The organism is Pseudomonas sp. NFPP04 (assembly GCF_900113815.1).
In the GTDB taxonomy this organism is placed as follows: domain Bacteria; phylum Pseudomonadota; class Gammaproteobacteria; order Pseudomonadales; family Pseudomonadaceae; genus Aquipseudomonas; species Aquipseudomonas extremorientalis.
The window spans coordinates 479,868-496,932 of record NZ_FOQS01000003.1 but is presented as its reverse complement, the minus strand read 5'-3'; the positions used below and the strand labels follow the sequence as shown (position 1 = coordinate 496,932).

Annotated in this window: 12 protein-coding genes; 6 read left to right on the top strand and 6 right to left on the bottom strand. The window is 61.9% G+C overall.

Annotated features, from left to right (window positions below; all coding sequences use genetic code 11):
- Nucleotides 1–77 precede the first annotated feature (77 nt).
- A complete protein-coding gene (gene mnmC, locus BM017_RS09575; RefSeq protein WP_092243225.1) occupies nt 78–2,060 on the top strand; it encodes a bifunctional tRNA (5-methylaminomethyl-2-thiouridine)(34)-methyltransferase MnmC2/FAD-dependent 5-carboxymethylaminomethyl-2-thiouridine(34) oxidoreductase MnmC1 in 1,983 nt (660 codons plus the stop codon).
- Here the strand turns inward: mnmC and BM017_RS09570 are convergent, their stop codons facing one another.
- A complete protein-coding gene (locus BM017_RS09570; RefSeq protein WP_092243222.1) occupies nt 2,061–6,899 on the bottom strand; it encodes an NEL-type E3 ubiquitin ligase domain-containing protein in 4,839 nt (1,612 codons plus the stop codon).
- A 215-nt stretch (nt 6,900–7,114) separates the two neighbouring features.
- Between BM017_RS09570 and BM017_RS09565 the strand changes: the two genes are divergently transcribed.
- The 4 genes from BM017_RS09565 (at nt 7,115) to BM017_RS09550 (ending at nt 12,189) form a co-directional block, all read left to right on the top strand.
- On the top strand, nt 7,115–8,887 hold the full coding sequence (locus tag BM017_RS09565) for an N-acetylglutaminylglutamine amidotransferase (protein WP_092243219.1): 1,773 nt from the start codon (nt 7,115–7,117) through the stop codon (nt 8,885–8,887).
- Nucleotides 8,888–8,890: 3 nt separating this feature from the next.
- Complete coding sequence (gene ngg / locus BM017_RS09560) at nt 8,891–10,639, top strand: N-acetylglutaminylglutamine synthetase (protein WP_092243217.1); 1,749 nt, start codon at nt 8,891–8,893, stop codon at nt 10,637–10,639.
- Nucleotides 10,640–10,717: 78 nt separating this feature from the next.
- On the top strand, nt 10,718–11,902 hold the full coding sequence (locus BM017_RS09555; protein ID WP_033900901.1) for an osmoprotectant NAGGN system M42 family peptidase: 1,185 nt from the start codon (nt 10,718–10,720) through the stop codon (nt 11,900–11,902).
- A gap of 59 nt (nt 11,903–11,961) precedes the next feature.
- Nucleotides 11,962–12,189: a YheU family protein gene (locus tag BM017_RS09550; protein WP_003192759.1), complete on the top strand. Its 228-nt coding sequence runs from the start codon at nt 11,962–11,964 to the stop codon at nt 12,187–12,189.
- Nucleotides 12,190–12,191: 2 nt separating this feature from the next.
- Here the strand turns inward: BM017_RS09550 and csrA are convergent, their stop codons facing one another.
- Nucleotides 12,192–12,395 carry a carbon storage regulator CsrA gene (csrA, locus tag BM017_RS09545; protein ID WP_092243214.1) on the bottom strand — a complete coding sequence of 68 codons (204 nt, stop codon included), beginning with the start codon at nt 12,393–12,395 and terminating at the stop codon, nt 12,192–12,194.
- 129 nt (nt 12,396–12,524) lie between these two features.
- Nucleotides 12,525–13,340, bottom strand: coding sequence for an SDR family oxidoreductase (locus BM017_RS09540; RefSeq protein ID WP_092243211.1), 816 nt, complete (start codon nt 13,338–13,340; stop codon nt 12,525–12,527).
- A gap of 327 nt (nt 13,341–13,667) precedes the next feature.
- Between BM017_RS09540 and BM017_RS09535 the strand changes: the two genes are divergently transcribed.
- Nucleotides 13,668–13,820 (top strand): DUF3309 family protein, encoded by a 153-nt coding sequence (locus tag BM017_RS09535; RefSeq protein WP_015885095.1) that lies wholly within the window; start codon nt 13,668–13,670, stop codon nt 13,818–13,820.
- Between the two features lie 54 nt (nt 13,821–13,874).
- Here BM017_RS09535 and BM017_RS09530 read toward each other — a convergent pair whose 3' ends face one another.
- The 3 genes from BM017_RS09530 to BM017_RS09520 all read right to left on the bottom strand — a co-directional run bounded on the left by BM017_RS09530 (nt 13,875) and on the right by BM017_RS09520 (nt 17,041).
- Nucleotides 13,875–15,962 carry an LTA synthase family protein gene (locus BM017_RS09530; RefSeq protein WP_071490758.1) on the bottom strand — a complete coding sequence of 696 codons (2,088 nt, stop codon included), beginning with the start codon at nt 15,960–15,962 and terminating at the stop codon, nt 13,875–13,877.
- A gap of 289 nt (nt 15,963–16,251) precedes the next feature.
- Nucleotides 16,252–16,443 carry a PLDc N-terminal domain-containing protein gene (locus BM017_RS09525; RefSeq protein ID WP_003192770.1) on the bottom strand — a complete coding sequence of 64 codons (192 nt, stop codon included), beginning with the start codon at nt 16,441–16,443 and terminating at the stop codon, nt 16,252–16,254.
- Between the two features lie 67 nt (nt 16,444–16,510).
- Nucleotides 16,511–17,041, bottom strand: a complete 531-nt coding sequence (locus BM017_RS09520; protein ID WP_071492765.1) for a hypothetical protein — start codon at nt 17,039–17,041, stop codon at nt 16,511–16,513.
- Nucleotides 17,042–17,065 lie beyond the last annotated feature (24 nt).

Genomic DNA, 17,065 nt, shown 5'->3' with positions numbered 1-17,065 from the left:
CCACCGGCGCTTGCCATGGATCAATTCAACGCCGGTTGATCGGCTAGAATGGCGGCCTTGCCTTTACCGAGCCGCCCATGAACCCCATCACCCACGCCCAACTCGACTGGGATGACCAAGGTCGCCCGCACTCGCGGATCTTCGACGATGTGTACTTTTCCGATAAGTCAGGCCTTGAAGAAACCCGCTACGTGTTCCTCGAACAGAACCGTTTGCAGGAGCGCTTTGCCGCGCTGCCCGCCGGTGGGCGGCTGGTGATTGGCGAGACCGGGTTCGGCACGGGGTTGAATTTCCTCTGCGCCTGGCAACTGTTCGAACAACACGCCGTGGCCGGTGCGCGCCTGCATTTCGTCAGCGTGGAAAAGTACCCGCTCAGCCATGCCGACCTGCAACGCGCCCTGCTGCTCTGGCCGGAACTGCAACCCTTCGCCGAACAACTGCTGGCGCAATACATTGCCATCCATCAGGGCTTCCAGCGCCTGGTGCTGGATAACGGTCGCGTGACCCTGACCCTGCTGATCGGCGACGCCCTGGAGCAACTGCCCCAACTGGACGCGCAGATCGACGCCTGGTTCCTGGACGGCTTCGCCCCGGCGAAAAACCCGGATATGTGGACCGCCGAGCTGTTTGCCGAACTGGCACGCCTGGCGGCACCGGGTTCGACCATCAGCACGTTTACCAGCACCGGCTGGGTGCGTCGGTTGATCAACGCCGCCGGGTTCAAGATGAAACGTACGCCGGGCATTGGCCACAAGTGGGAGATCCTGCGCGGGGAGTTTCTCGGTTGGCCGACCGACACGCCGGTACCGGTCGCGGCCAAGCCGTGGTTCGCCAGGCCGCCCGCCATTACGGGTGACCGCCACGCACTGGTGATCGGCGCCGGCCTGGCGGGCTGTGCGACGGCGGCCAGCCTGGCGGCCAGGGGTTGGCAAGTCAGCCTGCTGGAGCGCCATGACGGCGTGGCGCGGGAAGCCTCCGGCAATCCCCAGGGCGTGCTGTACCTGAAACTGTCGGCCCACGGCACTGCCTTGTCGCAGTTGATCGTGGCCGGGTTCGGCTATACCCGTCGAGTGCTGGAGCACTTGCATCGCGGCGTCGACTGGGACGGTTGCGGCGTGCTGCAACTGGCCTTCGATGCCAAGGAGGCCCAGCGCCAGGCGCAACTGGCCGCTGCCTTCGCGCCGGACTTGCTGCACCTGCTCGACCGCGACCAGGCCCAGGCCCGCGCCGGTATCGCACTGGCACACGGTGGGCTGTTTTTCCCCGAAGGCGGCTGGGTGCACCCACCGGCATTGTGCGAGTGGCAAGCCCATCAACCGGGCGTGACCGTGCTAACCCACCACGATGTGCTCGACCTGCGTCATGTCGACGGTCAGTGGCAAGCCTGGGACGGTGAACACCTGCTGGCCAGCACCAGCGTGGCGGTGCTGGCCGGCGCCGCCGAAGTCCAGCGGTTCGCCGACCTGCCCCTCAAGCGCATTCGCGGGCAGATCACCCGTTTGCCGCAGACCGCCGACAGCCAGGCCCTGGCCACGGTGGTGTGCGCCGAAGGCTACGTCGCCCCGCCACGCCTGGGCGAACACACCCTGGGCGCCAGTTTCGACTTCAAAAGCGATGACCTTACGCCCACCGCCGCTGAACATGCCGAAAACCTGGAGCTGCTCATGGGCATCTCCGAGGACCTGGCCCAGCGCCTGGGCGCCGACACCCTGGAGCCGGCGACCCTGGAAGGTCGCGCCGCGTTCCGCTGCACCAGCCCGGATTACTTGCCGATTGTGGGACCACTGGCTGACCGCCAGGCGTTCGACCAGGCCTACGCCGCCCTGCGCAAGGACGCCCGGCAAGTGCCAGGCACCGCTTGCCCCTGGCTGGACGGGCTTTACGTCAACAGCGGCCATGGCTCAAGGGGGCTGATCACCGCCCCGCTGAGTGCGGAGTTGCTCGCCGCCTGGCTGGACAGCGAGCCGTTGCCGGTGCCGCGCGCCGTGGCTGACGCCTGCCACCCCAACCGGTTTGCCGTGCGGGCGCTGATCCGTACCACCACCGGCAAGGTCGAGTGATCAACCGGCTGGGGCCTCACACACGGAGCCCAGCCCTTCGGCCCTGATGGCATCCTCGGTCAAGCGCTCGATCAGCGCGCTTTCAGCCTGCTCCCGTTCACTGAGGACGGTGTGCATGCGACTACGGTAATCGGCATCGCTCAGTACCAGGCTTTGCTCGAAGATGTCATTGAGGCGCTCGTCATAGGGCGAACTCAAGGCCTCGAAGCGAGCCGCATGGGCACGCTTGAGGTAGTCGGTCCAGAACGGCAGCTTCTTGAGATACGTCATCAGCTCGGGGGACAGCTCGGCCAGCGTGACTTCAGCCTTGGCTTCATCCAGCGCCAACTGAGTGACCTCACCCAGCCGCGAATAACGCATGTGCCGAGGCTGGCCGGGCAAATAGAATTCGCCGACCAGGCCTGTGCGGAAAGCCAGGCTGACCTCCAATGGATCGGCGGCAGGATGCAGGCCACTGTGACGGCGCGCAATCGCCTCCAACTGCTCCAGGCGAAACAGGCCACGACCCAGTTTCAACAGCGGCCTGGGCGTCAGCGCACGCCCCTGGATGAGGGCCTTGGCATCGCTGATTTCCACCAGGACTTCCAGGCTGCTGAAGTTGACGGCGGCGGCATCGTCACAATTGATCGGCGTGGCGGCCCGTTCGAATACTTCCTCACGCAGTTCGCTGTTCATTGCGGCAGCCTCCAGCACCCGCCATACGCGGCGCTGCAGGTCCTCACGCACGAACTCGGCGTCTTTGGTGCCGCCCAGTTCCGCGAGCAACTTGAACAGGGCGTCCGACCGGTAATCGTCCTTGAGGCCCGTCCACGTGAGACTCTTAGCCGCATAGTCCGCCATCCGTTCGTCCGCCAGCCACAGTTCGCGTGCGCTCTGCTCGTTCAAACGCGCAATATCATCTTCCAGGAACCCCATGCCCGGACCGTACGCCTGCCGGTAATGTTTCAGGGCCAGTTGGCTTTGAGCCGATAACGGGTTGTGCCGCAAGTTGACACCCAGGGCAAAGTTTCGCGGCACGCGCAACAGCCACTCCGGCAGCACGCTGATGTCATTGGCGCGCAAATCGATCTGTTCAAGATAAGGCAGGCGCCACAGGTCCTTGGGCAGTTCCTTGAGCCGGCAGTTGCGTAACACCAGGTTGCGCAGCGCGAACATACGGCTGATATCCGGCGGGTCCAGCAGCGGGTTATCCGCCAGGCTCAACACCTTCAGGCGCGTCAGATCGGCCAGCTTGGCACGGGTGTATTCGGTGAGCTGGAGTTTGTTGTTGCTCAGGTACAACCGCTCCAGGCCCGGCATGTGCGACAGGGCTTCAGGCAGCCGGGTAATCTGGTTTTCGCCCAGTTCAAGGGTGCGCAGCCCCTTGAAGTGGCTGAGGAAATACGCCACATCGTCGGTCAGGTTCAAACGGCGCAATGACAAATGCTCGACGTGATCGAAGCGCACCTGTGCGGGTAATGTCGGCAGAGGGCCGATGACCATATCATCGAGCAACAGCCCTGGAACCTGGCTGGCGCGCTCGTCGGGCAGGGTCGACATCCGTCGCCAGCACTTTTCGATGCTTTTCGCCGCCTGGTGGCGACTCAATCGATAGTCCCACAGGGGGTCGGCCTGCACGATATTGACAGACCTCTCGGCACGCCAGCGTTTGAGTGCCGTGTGCAGCGCTTCAAACTCCTGCTCACGTGCCTGGACCGCCTTGGCACGAGACAGGTGATCATGGCCCGCATCGCGCAAGAAATCGTTGACCTGCGACGGACTGAACAAGGGATAAAGCTTGTTGACCTTACGCACCAACGCCGCCGGGAAATGCTCTGCCTCGCCCCGCGCCGACTGGGTACAGATCAGCGGTTCTTCGTCCAGCAGCCCGCGTTCCGGCCACAGGTGACGGGCGACTCTGTCACGCTCATGCACCGTGGTGGCACGCAGGCGGCCCCGCAGGTCGGCCGCCTCATTCTCAGCCTGGAGCTTCAATGCAATGCGCTGGCGTGGCAGCAGGCTATCGAACAGCGCCGTATACAAGCCGTCCGCGCCTGTCGCGACCGGCCCCAGGGCCTTGCCTTTTTGATCGAAGGCCTGATACCCCTGGGGCGTACTGACCAGGGTCCTCTGCGTCGCAGCTGTTGAAGCGCCCGCCTCGGCCAGCACCGCCCCGCTCAGGGTGTGCCTGCGTACCTGCAATGCCAGGTCTCGGGGCCAGCCGGGCATTCGCTCCAGCATACCGACGGCCACGCGTCGGGTGCCGTCCCCCGCCAACTCCGGCCAGTACAGGCCCATCAGCGCGCGGTCCTGCTCCAACTGGTCCACCGCCTCGCGTGCCCGCTGGGCAAGCACCAGTGGTACTCGGCCAGTGGTGCGCAAATACCGGCGCTCCCACAATGTGGCCTGTGAGTACAGCTCCCACGCCACACGGGGCGGCAGTTGTTTGAAGCGGTCGCACAACGGCACCAATTCGTTCAGGGCAACCCCGGCGTAATAGGTGTACAAACGGTCGAGCACGGTTTGATGCCGGCTACGCAGCGTGTCCAGCAGACGCCGCTCCAGTGTGCTGCGCATGTCGTCTTCCGCCACGCCCTTGCCCAACAGGTCGACACGCTCCTCGTCGCTCAGATGCTCCAGCAAGGTGTCCATGACCCGCCCGTCCCTCAACTCCTTGCGGGTAATATGGATGCTCAGATCCTCATAATCGAAAGGTGCTGTTTCCGGATGCCTTTCCAGCAGTTCGCCCTCCTCGTCCAGCACCTCGAAAAAACGCCCCTGGGGCCAGCCTGGCACCAGCGGCAATGCGAACAATTGGGCGCGTGCGGTACTCGCATCCGGACGTTCACCACGCGCCAGGTACTCCATCAGTTCACGGACCCTGTCGTTTTGCTTGTAGCGCAGCACGCTGTCATGAAAACGCTCGGGTAACGGCTCGTAGGCACTGCCCAATGCCCGCAAGTGTGGCAGGGTCATTCCGGTGAGGGTTGCCAGGTTCGACAACGGCTCAGCGGGCAACTCCTCAAGGCTTGGATCCAGTCGCCTGAGGCTGTAGACGAGGTCTTCCCATTGCAAGGGGCGCTCGTAGACGTGCTGCCAGCCACCACGGAAGTTGTGCTCCAGCGGCGGGCGGTAAGCCTGCGGGCGCTGTGGATGAATAACCCGCCACTTCTGCAGTTTGGTATCGAAGGCAACCGAATAGTGGTTTCCCCCCATCCGGATGTAAGAGCGGCCGTTGACTTGGTAGACGCCTCGAGAATTGACCACGGCCTGGTGTGCGACCGGCTCAGGCTGTCGATAGGTATTGAGCCTTGGCCGCCAGAGTTTCTGGCCCTGGTCGGCAGTGGTGACGGTTTCGAACTTCTCGAAGAACTCCGTAGAGGTTGTCAGGGTGCGCTTCAACGTCCCCACTACCCGCCCCCCCGCCACAAACAAAGCCATGGCCGCAACGTTTTCGGCCACATTCACCAGATGCCTGAGGGCCTCGGTATGTTCATCGTGCTGCCAGTCCTCGACGGCCTCGAACACTTCCCCCAACAGCTGTCCGATGGCTACCCCGAGCATCAACTGACCCAACACCGGCACCACCAACGCCGCCACATTCAGCAGGTCCAGCCCCAGGTCCAGATAGCGCTGCATGCGCTCTTCACTGGCTTGCTGGTCGACCTGGGCCTTGGGCACCGCCAGCACTAACGCATCCAATTGAATCTTGCCCACGAATGCGTGGAAGAAGAACCCTGTCAGGCTGGTCGTGACGGGTAAGGCGCGCAGCTGGCCAACCTTGCGCGTCATGTCGAACGATTCGAAAAAATCCAGGCGGTTGGACTCATCCAGGTACCCTTCGAAAAACGTCCGGTAGCTCTTGATTTGCAGCTTCAAGGACAAGTACACCTTGAAGTCTTCCAGCGTCGGGTACTCGTACCAGGGCCTGGAGGGTTCGTTAGGCATGTAGACAATAAAGGGGCCGGTATCCAGGCTGCCCGGTACGCTGCCGGAAAACACCAATACACTCCACACACAGGTGTCATCGATGTTCACGCCTTGCCACGTAGTCAGACCGTTGCCCGGCACCTTGCTCTTGAGCTCACTGGCCGGACGGTCGAAACCGATCAGCTTGAGCAACCGCGCGTAGGTCCCGGCTTCGATATGCCCCTTGCACAAGGCAATATGCAGATCCATGCGCATGTCCATGAGTTTGCCCAGGCCAATACTGACAGCAGCCTGGTTGTAGGAACTGACTTCCTCTTTGCTTTTCGGGTCGGGCAGGTCGAAGACCTCTTCGATGTGTTTTTGATAGAGCGCCCCCAGGTCCAGCTCCCGGCAATAACCGACAAATTCGGGCACCGTCATCCCGACCATCGGCTGCTTGGTGGCCGCAGAGCGCACCACAGCGGCGACGGACATGCCCCCGGGCTCGGCGCGCGCGTCAGAGAAGTTCTGCATCGCTGCATGCAGCAGGCTTTGCTTTGTATAGGTAACGGTCTGGAGCAAGCCGCCCCCCAGGTCAGGGTTGACGCCGGTGAGCTTACGTTTGGGCAACTCCAGCAGGTCTTGCCTGACATCCGGCGAATCAACCCCTTTGGCCCGCAGAAAATTGGTCAAGCGCTCTGCGCAGTATTGATCCAGCGGTTCCAGGCGCTGTAACAGGTAACGGACGTTCTCACGGATCGCCTTGCTGTCGATATGCGCCTGTTCAAGGGCCGTGAGGGTCGAAGCGTCGGCCCCAATCAACCAGCGCGGGACGGTTTTGCGCAAAACCTGCGCCTTGTCCAGATCGCCGGTCATGTCGAGCAATGCCCTGTCCATTTCATCCTGGGTCGCCCCTGCGGCGACCTCACTCAAATCGCGGTTTTGCGTCATCGGCATGCTTCCTCAGCCAGCTGAACATGACGCCAAACGATAAGCCTGGCCTGGGTCACAACCGGGTATTTGTATACCGCCTTACGACAGACCCATTCCGCTTATAACCGATTGATCTAAAACTCCACGAATAGCCCCGTGTCAGTTTCTGGGTACGCGCCCTTTTGGGCGTATTGAGTTTTATGCTCCCCAACGGAAAAACCGGTAAGGAATTTATGTGCGGATTAGCTGGAGAATTACGTTTCGATGCCCAACCTGCCGACCTGGCGGCAATTGAACGCATCACCCATCACCTGGCCCCGCGAGGCCCCGACGCCTGGGGCTTTCATGCCCAGGGGCCGATTGCCCTGGGCCATCGGCGCCTGAAAATCATGGACCTGTCGGACGGCTCGGCCCAACCGATGGTCGATTCGCACCTGGGCCTGAGCCTGGCCTTCAACGGTGCGATCTATAACTTCCCGGAATTGCGCGAAGAGCTGGAAGCCCTGGGTTACGCCTTCTATTCCGGCGGCGACACCGAAGTGTTGCTCAAGGGTTACCACGCCTGGGGTGAGGCACTGTTGCCCAAGCTCAACGGCATGTTTGCCTTCGCCATCTGGGAACGTGATGCCCAGCGCCTGTTCATCGCCCGCGACCGCCTCGGCGTGAAGCCGTTGTACCTGTCGCGCACCGGCCAGCGCCTGCGCTTTGCCTCGGCCCTTCCGGCGCTGCTCAAGGGCGGCGATATCAACCCGATCCTCGATCCGGTAGCCCTGAATCACTACCTGAATTTCCATGCGGTGGTGCCGGCACCACGCACCTTGCTGGCGGGCATCGAAAAACTGCCGCCGGCCAGCTGGATGCGTATCGATGCCAGCGGCAAGACTGAACAGCAAACCTGGTGGACCCTGCCCTACGGCCCGCGCGAAGATGAAAAAAACCTGAGCCTGGAAGACTGGACCGACCGCGTGCTCGACAGCACTCGCGAAGCCGTGGCCATCCGTCAACGTGCCGCGGTGGATGTGGGTGTGCTGCTCTCCGGCGGGGTCGATTCGAGCATGCTCGTCGGCCTGCTGCGTGAAGTCGGCGTACAGGATTTGTCGACCTTTTCCATCGGCTTTGAAGACGCTGGTGGCGAGGCCGGCAACGAGTTTCAGTACTCGGACCTGATCGCCAGACACTACGGTACGCGCCACCACCAATTGCGCATCGCCGAAAGCGAGATCATCGAACAACTGCCAGCGGCGTTTCGCGCCATGAGCGAGCCGATGGTCAGCCATGACTGCATCGCCTTCTACCTGCTGTCGCGGGAAGTGGCCAAGCACTGCAAGGTAGTGCAAAGCGGCCAGGGCGCCGATGAGTTGTTCGCCGGTTACCACTGGTACCCACAGGTCGACGGTGCCGCCGATCCCTATATGGCTTATCGCGATGCATTTTTTGACCGCAGCTACGACGACTATGCCGCCACTGTCGCGCCCAAATGGCTGACCGCCAACGACGCGGCTGGCGATTTCGTGCGCGAACATTTCGCCATGCCCGGCGCCGATGCGGCGGTGGACAAGGCCCTGCGCCTGGACAGCACGGTGATGCTGGTGGACGACCCGGTCAAACGCGTCGACAACATGACCATGGCCTGGGGCCTGGAAGCGCGCACGCCGTTCCTGGACTACCGCCTGGTGGAGCTGTCGGCCCGCGTGCCAGGTAAATTCAAGTTGCCCGATGGCGGCAAGCAAGTGCTGAAAGAAGCGGCGCGCCGGGTCATTCCGAGCGAAGTCATCGACCGCAAGAAGGGTTACTTCCCGGTGCCGGGCCTCAAGCACTTGCAGGGCGATACCTTGAACTGGGTACGCGAACTGCTGCTCGACCCGAGCCAGGATCGCGGCCTGTTCAACCCCGCCGCGCTGGACCGCTTGTTGACCGACCCGCAGGGCCAATTGACGCCGTTGCGTGGCTCCAAGCTGTGGCAACTGGCAGCGCTGAACCTGTGGCTCAGCGAACAAGGAATCTGATTGATGAAACCTCTCGCAGCGGCCTATAGCCAACGCTTGATCAAGGGCCAGGCGCCGACCTACGAGCGCCTGCAGGCGCGCCTGGCGGAAGACGGCAGCCCATTGGCCGCCGAGCCGATTGCGGTGCATTGCGGCTGGGGCCGGTTGCTGATCGGGCATACCTTTCCCGACCCGGCCAGCCTGGCCCAGGAACTGCTCCATGAGCAGCCGGGTGAGCGTGACATTGCCCTGTACGTGGCGGCGCCCCAGCAGATCCTGGGCATCGATCCCCAGCAGCTGTTTCTCGACCCCTCCGACACGCTGCGCCTGTGGTTCAGCGACTACCGCCCGGCTACCCGGGTGTTTCGCGGCTTCCGCATCCGGCGGGTGCAGACGGAGGCCGATTGGCTGGCGGTGAACCAGCTGTACCAGGGGCGCGGCATGTTGCCGGTCGACGCCGAGCGCCTCACGCCGCGCCATCAGGGCGGCCCGGTGTACTGGCTGGCGGAAGATGAAGACAGCGGCGCGGTGATCGGCAGCGTGATGGGGCTGAATCACCAGAAGGCGTTTCATGACCCGGAAAACGGTTGCAGCCTGTGGTGCCTGGCAGTCGACCCGCTGTGCACGCGCCCCGGCGTGGGCGAAGTGCTGGTGCGTCACTTGGTGGAGCACTTCATGAGCCGTGGCCTGAGCTACCTGGACCTGTCGGTGCTGCACAATAACCGCCAGGCCAAGAACCTCTACGCCAAGCTCGGTTTTCGCGCGCTGACCACCTTTGCGATCAAGCGCAAGAATGGGATCAACCAACCGTTGTTCCTCGGCCCTGGCCCGCAGGCGGGGTTCAACCCCTATGCGCGGATCATCGTCGAGGAAGCCCATCGGCGCGGTATCGATGTACAGGTGGATGACGCCGATGCCGGGCTGTTCACCCTGAGCCATGGCGGGCGCCGTGTGCGTTGCCGTGAGTCCTTGAGCGACCTGACCAGCTCGATCAGCATGACCTTGTGCCAGGACAAAAGCCTGACGCACAAGGTGCTGAAGGCCGCCGGTTTGAAAGTACCCTCGCAGCAACTGGCGGGCAGCGCGGATGACAACCTGGAGTTCCTCGATGAGCACCAGCGCATCGTGGTCAAGCCGCTGGATGGCGAGCAGGGTCAGGGCGTCGCCGTGGATCTGCAAAGTATCGAAGAGGTGCAGCAAGCCATTGAAGCGGCGCGGCAGTTCGACAGCCGTGTGTTGCTGGAAAGCTTTCACGAAGGCCTGGACCTGCGCATCCTGGTCATCGGCTTCGAGGTGGTGGCCGCCGCGATCCGCCGTCCTGCGGAAGTCACCGGTGACGGTCATCACTCCATTGGCGCATTGATCGAAGCCCAGAGCCGCCGTCGCCAGGCCGCCACCGATGGTGAAAGTAAAATTCCTCTGGATGGTGAGACCGAACGCACACTGAAAGCCGCTGGCTATGACTACAGCAGCATCCTGCCCCGTGGCCAGACCCTGGCCGTGCGCCGCACCGCCAACCTGCATACCGGTGGTTGCCTGGAAGACGTCACCGCCATCCTCCACCCCACGCTGGTGGACGCCGCCGTGCGCGCCGCCCGCGCCTTGGATATTCCCATGGTGGGCCTGGACCTGATGGTGCCCGCCGCCGATCAACCCGAGTACGTGTTTATCGAAGCCAACGAACGGGCCGGCCTGGCCAATCATGAGCCGCAACCGACCGCGGAGAAGTTTGTGGATTTGTTGTTTCCCCACAGCCAGCCTGCTACTCAATAACCCTGTGACCAGGGGACCTCTTGTGGTGAGCCAGCTAGCCACAACACGGCTGCTCGCCACACCTCATCAGGAGTCTTTATGAGCCGAAACATCCCCGAACCGGATCTGAACTACCTGCAAAAAGTGCTGCTGGAAATGCTCGCCATTCCCAGCCCCACCGGATTTACCGACACCATCGTGCGCTACGTCGCCGAGCGCCTGGAAGAGCTGGGCATCCCCTTTGAAATGACCCGGCGCGGCACCATCCGCGCCACCCTCAAGGGCCAGAAAAACAGCCCCGACCGTGCGGTATCAGCACACTTGGACACCATTGGCGCCGCCGTGCGCGCCATCAAGGACAATGGCCGCTTGAGCCTGGCGCCGGTGGGTTGCTGGTCGAGCCGCTTTGCCGAAGGCAGCCGCGTCAGCCTGTTTACCGATAACGGCGTGATCCGTGGCAGTGTGTTGCCGTTGATGGCCTCCGGGCATGCGTTCAATACCGCCGTGGATGAAATGCCGGTGAGCTGGGACCATGTGGAATTGCGCCTGGATGCCTACTGCGCCACCCGTGCCGACTGCGATTCCCTGGGCATTGGCATCGGTGACTATGTCGCCTTCGACCCGCTGCCGGAGTTCACCGAGAGCGGGCACATCAGTGCCCGGCACCTGGACGACAAAGCCGGCGTTGCCGCGCTGCTGGCCGCGCTCAAGGCCATCGTCGACAGTGGCGAGCCGTTGCTGATCGACTGCCATCCGCTGTTCACCATCACCGAGGAAACCGGCAGTGGCGCAGCGGCCGCGCTGCCCTGGGACGTCAGTGAGTTCGTCGGCATCGACATCGCCCCGGTCGCCCCCGGCCAGCACTCCAGCGAGCATGCGGTGAGCGTGGCGATGCAGGATTCCGGCGGGCCATACGACTATCACCTGTCGCGGCATTTGCTGCGCCTGGCGTCGGACAATGAGTTACCAGTGCGCCGCGATTTGTTCCGCTACTACTTCAGCGACGCGCACTCGGCCGTCACCGCCGGCCACGACATCCGCACCGCGTTGCTGGCGTTCGGCTGCGATGCGACCCACGGTTACGAGCGCACGCATATCGACAGTCTGGCGGCGCTGAGTCGTCTATTGGGCGCCTACATTCTCAGCCCGCCCGTGTTCGCCAGCGACGCGCAACCGGCACAGGGTTCCCTGGACCGGTTCAGTCACCAGATCGAGCACGAGACGCAGATGGAAAGCGACACGCGAGTGCCGTCGGTGGATAGCCTGGTGGGCAACAAGTCCTGAGACTGGCAACTACGGTCCCGGCGCAGTAGGATCGCCGGGATCCATCACCCGAGGCTTGTATGCTGATTCCCTACGATGCACTTGAAGTCGACACGCTCACACGCCTGATCGAAGACTTCGTGACCCGCGACGGCACCGACAATGGCGATGACACGCCGCTGGAAACCCGCGTACTGCGCGTGCGCCAGGCACTGACCAAGGGCCAGGCGCTGATCGTGTTCGACCCGGAAAGCGAGCAGTGCCAGTTGATGCTCAAGCACGACGTGCCCAAGCATCTGTTCGACTGACGTCAGAGATTGGGCACCGGCACCGGATGGGTGCTGGCGGCCTGGCGCTCGCGGATTTTCTGATGCACCTCCGCGCGATGTACATGCACCCCGGCCGGCGCTTCAACGCCAAACTTCACCTGGGTACCGTTCAACTCGAGGATATGCACGGCGATGTCATCGCCAATGGAGATGACTTCGCCTATGGCGCGGCTTAGAACCAGCATGGCGGTTGTCCTTTTAACAGTGAAAGGACCTCGACCATGCGCGCAGGCTGTGGTGTGCATCAATGGCTTGCCGTGAAATCAGGCACTACTTACATGTGTAGGTAAAATGCCTGACAGACCACTTCCCGGTCAGCCTTTGACGGCCTGTGCCTTGGCGCGCATTTTGTCGGCCATGCTGGTCATTTCGTCATACAACAACTGCGGGTTCTTTTGCTTCAACGCCCATGCCACGCGCCCCTGTTCGTGGGGCAGGATCATGAACTCACCTTCCGCGACCCGCTGGTAGATGTAATCGGCGATATCCGCCGCCGAAATCGGCGAACTTTCCAGCAACTTGCCCACCTGGGCCTTCATGGCCGGGGTCGGCCCACGGAAGGAATCCAGCAGATTGGTCTGGAAGAACGATGGGCACACCACATGCACACCGATTTCCTGCTGCTTGAGCTCCACCAGCAGACTCTCCGACAACGCCACCACACCCGCCTTGGCTACGTTGTAGTTGCTCATGGCCGGCCCCTGCATCAGCGCGGCCATGGAGGCGATGTTGATGATGCGGCCCTTGCTCTTTTCCAACAGCGGCAGGAACGCCTTGCAGCCCTTGACCACGCCCATCAGGTTGATTGCGATCTGCCAGTCCCAGTCCTCCAGGGACAACTCGGCAAAGAAACCGCCTGACGCCACGCCTGCGTTGTTGACGATCACATCGATACCGCCCAGCTTGACCTCACAGGCCTGGGCAAACGCGGTGAGCTGGCTGTAGTCGCGCACGTCGCAGCGCTGGATAAAACCTTCGCCACCGGCCTCGCGCACCAGCCTGAGGGTTTCCTGCAGGCCGGGCTCGCTCACGTCCGACAAGGCCAACTGCCAGCCCTCACGGGCCCAGCGCAGAGCGATTTCACGACCCAGGCCGGACCCGGCGCCAGTGATCATCATGCGATTTTGCATAGGAAGTTGCCTTGTGGTTCACGGAAGAAGTGACCGGCAGTGTAGCGAAGGTTTTTCCTACACCCACCCACCATCAGAGTGATGAATGCCCCTGGCAAACCGTGGGCCGGGTCGGATGTTTGCGTATAGCCTAAGTTCAATATTTTTCAACTAACAGGTTTAGTTGCGAGCGCATTAAAAGAAATAAGCCTGTGTGCGAAATGCTTTAAAAAAATACTGAATTTTCTGCGAAGAAGCATAGTCGGAGTTGTTAAGGCGTCTGTCTTTAATATGCGGGCCTATCGTTAAACAACCGGTCTTTGCAGAAGGCCAATAAGGAAAAAAACCATGAGCCTCATTCTGATCATTATCTTGATCCTCCTGCTGGTCGGCGGTCTGCCAGTGTTCCCTCACTCACGTAATTGGGGTTATGGCCCGTCGGGTATCCTGGGCGTTGTCCTGGTGGTGCTGCTGGTGCTGTTGTTGCTTGGGCGTATATAAACGCCAGGCAAAAAAAGAGGCCCTTTAAAGGGCCTCTTTTTTATGGCCGGTTAATTAGTCCGGCTTGCCGTTGACCACACCTGCGGTGTTATCCAACAGGCTCTTGGTAGCGGTCTGCAGGAACGACTCGAGTTTCTGCTTCAGTGCCGCCTCGTCCGGCGACTCGGGGATCACTTTACCGGTTGGGTTGGCGCCCAGTTCGTATTCCCACAACTTCGGTGGCATTTCCTTCGGCAGCACCAGAATGCGATCTGCCGTCACCAATGCCACGGTTTGATCGCTGCCCGATGGCTTGATCACACCAAAACCCTTATCGCCTTCCGGCAGGTTCAACAGGTCACGGCCCCAGCACTGGTGCAGGGTATCGCCACCCAGGCGCCCCATGATGGTTGGCACGATGTCGATCTGGGTGCCCACGGTGTGGTCACGCTCGCCGAACTTTTCCTGCATGCCTGGCGCGATCATCAGCATCGGCACGTTGAAACGGCCCAGGTCCATTTCGGTGATCTGCTGCTCGTTGCCGAAGCCATGGTCACCCACGATGACGAACAGGGTTTCCTTGAAGTAAGGCTCCTTGCGGGCCTTCTCAAAGAACTGGCCCAGGGCCCAGTCGGAGTAGCGCATGGCGGTCAAATGCTCGTTGAGGCTGCCACGGTCGGTGACTTTCTCAACTGGCAATGGCGTCGGCAACGCGTACGGCGTGTGGTTGGACAGGGTTTGCAGCAACGCATAGAAGGGCTTGCCACCTTCACGCGCCTTGAGCTCTTCCAGGCCACGGTTGAACATATCCTGGTCAGACACACCCCACGTCGGGTCGGAGAACACCGGATCGACGAAGTCATTGCGACCGATGAAGTTGGTCATGCCCTGGTTGCTGAAAAAGCCCGACTGGTTGTCCCAGGCGAAATCGCCGTTGTACACATACACGTCGTCAAACTTGCGCGCGCTGAGCAACTGCGGCAGGCCCGACAGCTTGTGGCTGCCTTCCGGGGTCTGCATCAGGTATTCGAAGCCCGGCAGGTTCGGGAAGCACGCCATGGTGGCGAACATACCCTGGTGGGTATGGGTGCCGTTGGAGAAGAAACGGTCGAACAGCAGGCCTTCCTTGGACAGTTTGTCGAAGTACGGCGTGATGTTGCCCGGACGACCCAAGGCGCCGACCGAGTGACCGGCGAAGCTTTCCATGAGGATCACGACCACGTTCTTGATCGGCAGGGTCTTCTCGGCCGGCGGCATGTAGTCGCGGCGCACGGCGGCGATGTCGGTATCCACCAGTTTCTCTTGCGGCAGCACCAGCATGTCACGCACGGTCTGGGTGGCCAGCGGCTGGTCGAGGGTGGCCTTCCAGATATTGGAGCGATCTTCGGAGAACCGCGACTTGGCCGCGGCGATCAGCGACAAGGTGCCGTTGAGGCCCAACTGGTTGGCGAAGTTCGAATCCGTAGTGTAGACATCCCCCCAACGCAGCGGCGGCCCCTGGCGCAGGGTGCCACGGATGGCGACCACGGCGATCAGCAGGCAGACCACGAACACCGCGATGCGCGTGTACCACGGCGCGACCTGGCGGGTACCGATGCTGCCACCGCTGAACGGGCCACGCGGGCGTGTGGCGCGGTCGGCGCCTTTGAACGCCATGCTCAGGATCAACGTACCCACGGCCCAGGCCAGCAGGTAGCGCACCACCGGGAAACCGTACCAGAGCATGCTCATCACGGTCTTCGGGTCTTCCTTCACATATTGGAAGACCAGGCCGTTGAGGCGCTGGTGGAACTCGCGGTAGAAGTCCATTTCCATCAGGCCCAGGAACAGGGCGATGCTGGACGCGACGGTCAGCCACAAACGGAAGAACCCGCGCGCAGCCATGGCGCGGACGCTGAACAAGGCCAGCAGCAGCGGGACCAGCAGGTACATCACCAGGCGAATGTCCAGGCGCAGGCCATTGCCGAACGCTTCGAGGAAGGTCGAGGCCGGCGTGTCGAGGATCATTTCGCGGTTGTACACCAGCAGCGCCAGGCGCAGCAGGGAGAACATCACCATCATGACCAGTGCGCAGAGCAGCGTGTACGCCAGATGGGATTTGACGGTCGGTTGCAGCAGGCGATTAGAAGCTCGCTGCTGACTCAGGGCGTCCGGGTTTGCCATGTCGTTTCAGGACCCATTGGAAGTTTAAGTGACGAAGTAGTGCAGTGGCGCGAATGGTGCCCGATCAACGGCGGCAAGGCTATTAATTACTGAACGTGCACCGGCGCTCCGCCTTTAGTGGCTCTTGGGACAGGGCCTTGGCAGGAAGATAAAGCCGGCGAATTGTCTTGGAAGGGATGTGAAAATTTTGTGCAGCGAATATTTCGAAACACAAAATGAATTGAAGGGAAAAGCCGTGGCCCGACAGCTGCCGAGCCAGGGTTCGACAGCTGCCAGGTGGTGTGCGAGATCAGATCCGCACATTACCCCGTGGTCCGGCAATCGCCCAGATGATCAGGCCCAGCACCGGCAGCAGCAGGATCAACAAGATCCACAACACCTTGGCGCCCGTGCTTGCGCCGCTTTTGAATACGTTGATGATCGCCCAGATATCCAGCGCGAGGATGATCAGCCCGATCAAGCTATTAAACGTGGAACCCATGGTGTCGCTCCTAAGTGAGGGCATGCCCTTGTAGGATAGTCAGCCCTGGCGGGGGTTCCGTTTTATTTCAGACGTGAACCGCGACTTTCAGCGCTTCCAGGGACGGTTCGCCCTTGATGCCGACTTCGGCGCACAGCTCCAGCACGCGCGGCAGGTCGTTGCCGTAGACCAGTACCGCCTGGATCTCGTCATCCAGCAGCTGGCTGAAGTTGAGCAGCACATAGCCGCCATCCTCCGGGCTGAGGGCGCTCATCTGGATCTGGATGCGGTTGAGTGCGGTCAGGTCTTCGGTCTTGGCCAGTTGCTTGGGCTTGAGGTTGAACGCAACGCCCGGGCCGAACGACGCGACGATCTGCGCGAACAGGTCACCATAGGTGTCGGCCTGGAACAGCACGGTGTCCGGCAGGCTGCCGACCACCACCCACTCACCCAGTGGGATGGGAAAGGTGTCGTCGTAGTTGATATCCGGGTTGGCCGCCAGAAACGCGGCCGGGTCGGCGTAGGCCTGGGCCGCCTCATCGGCGATGCGCGCCACCTCGTCCTCACCCATGACGCCGGCGCTGATTTTGCTGATGAGTTCGACGAGGGCGGTTTTCATGGGAATGGTCCTGTAGCGGGCTGG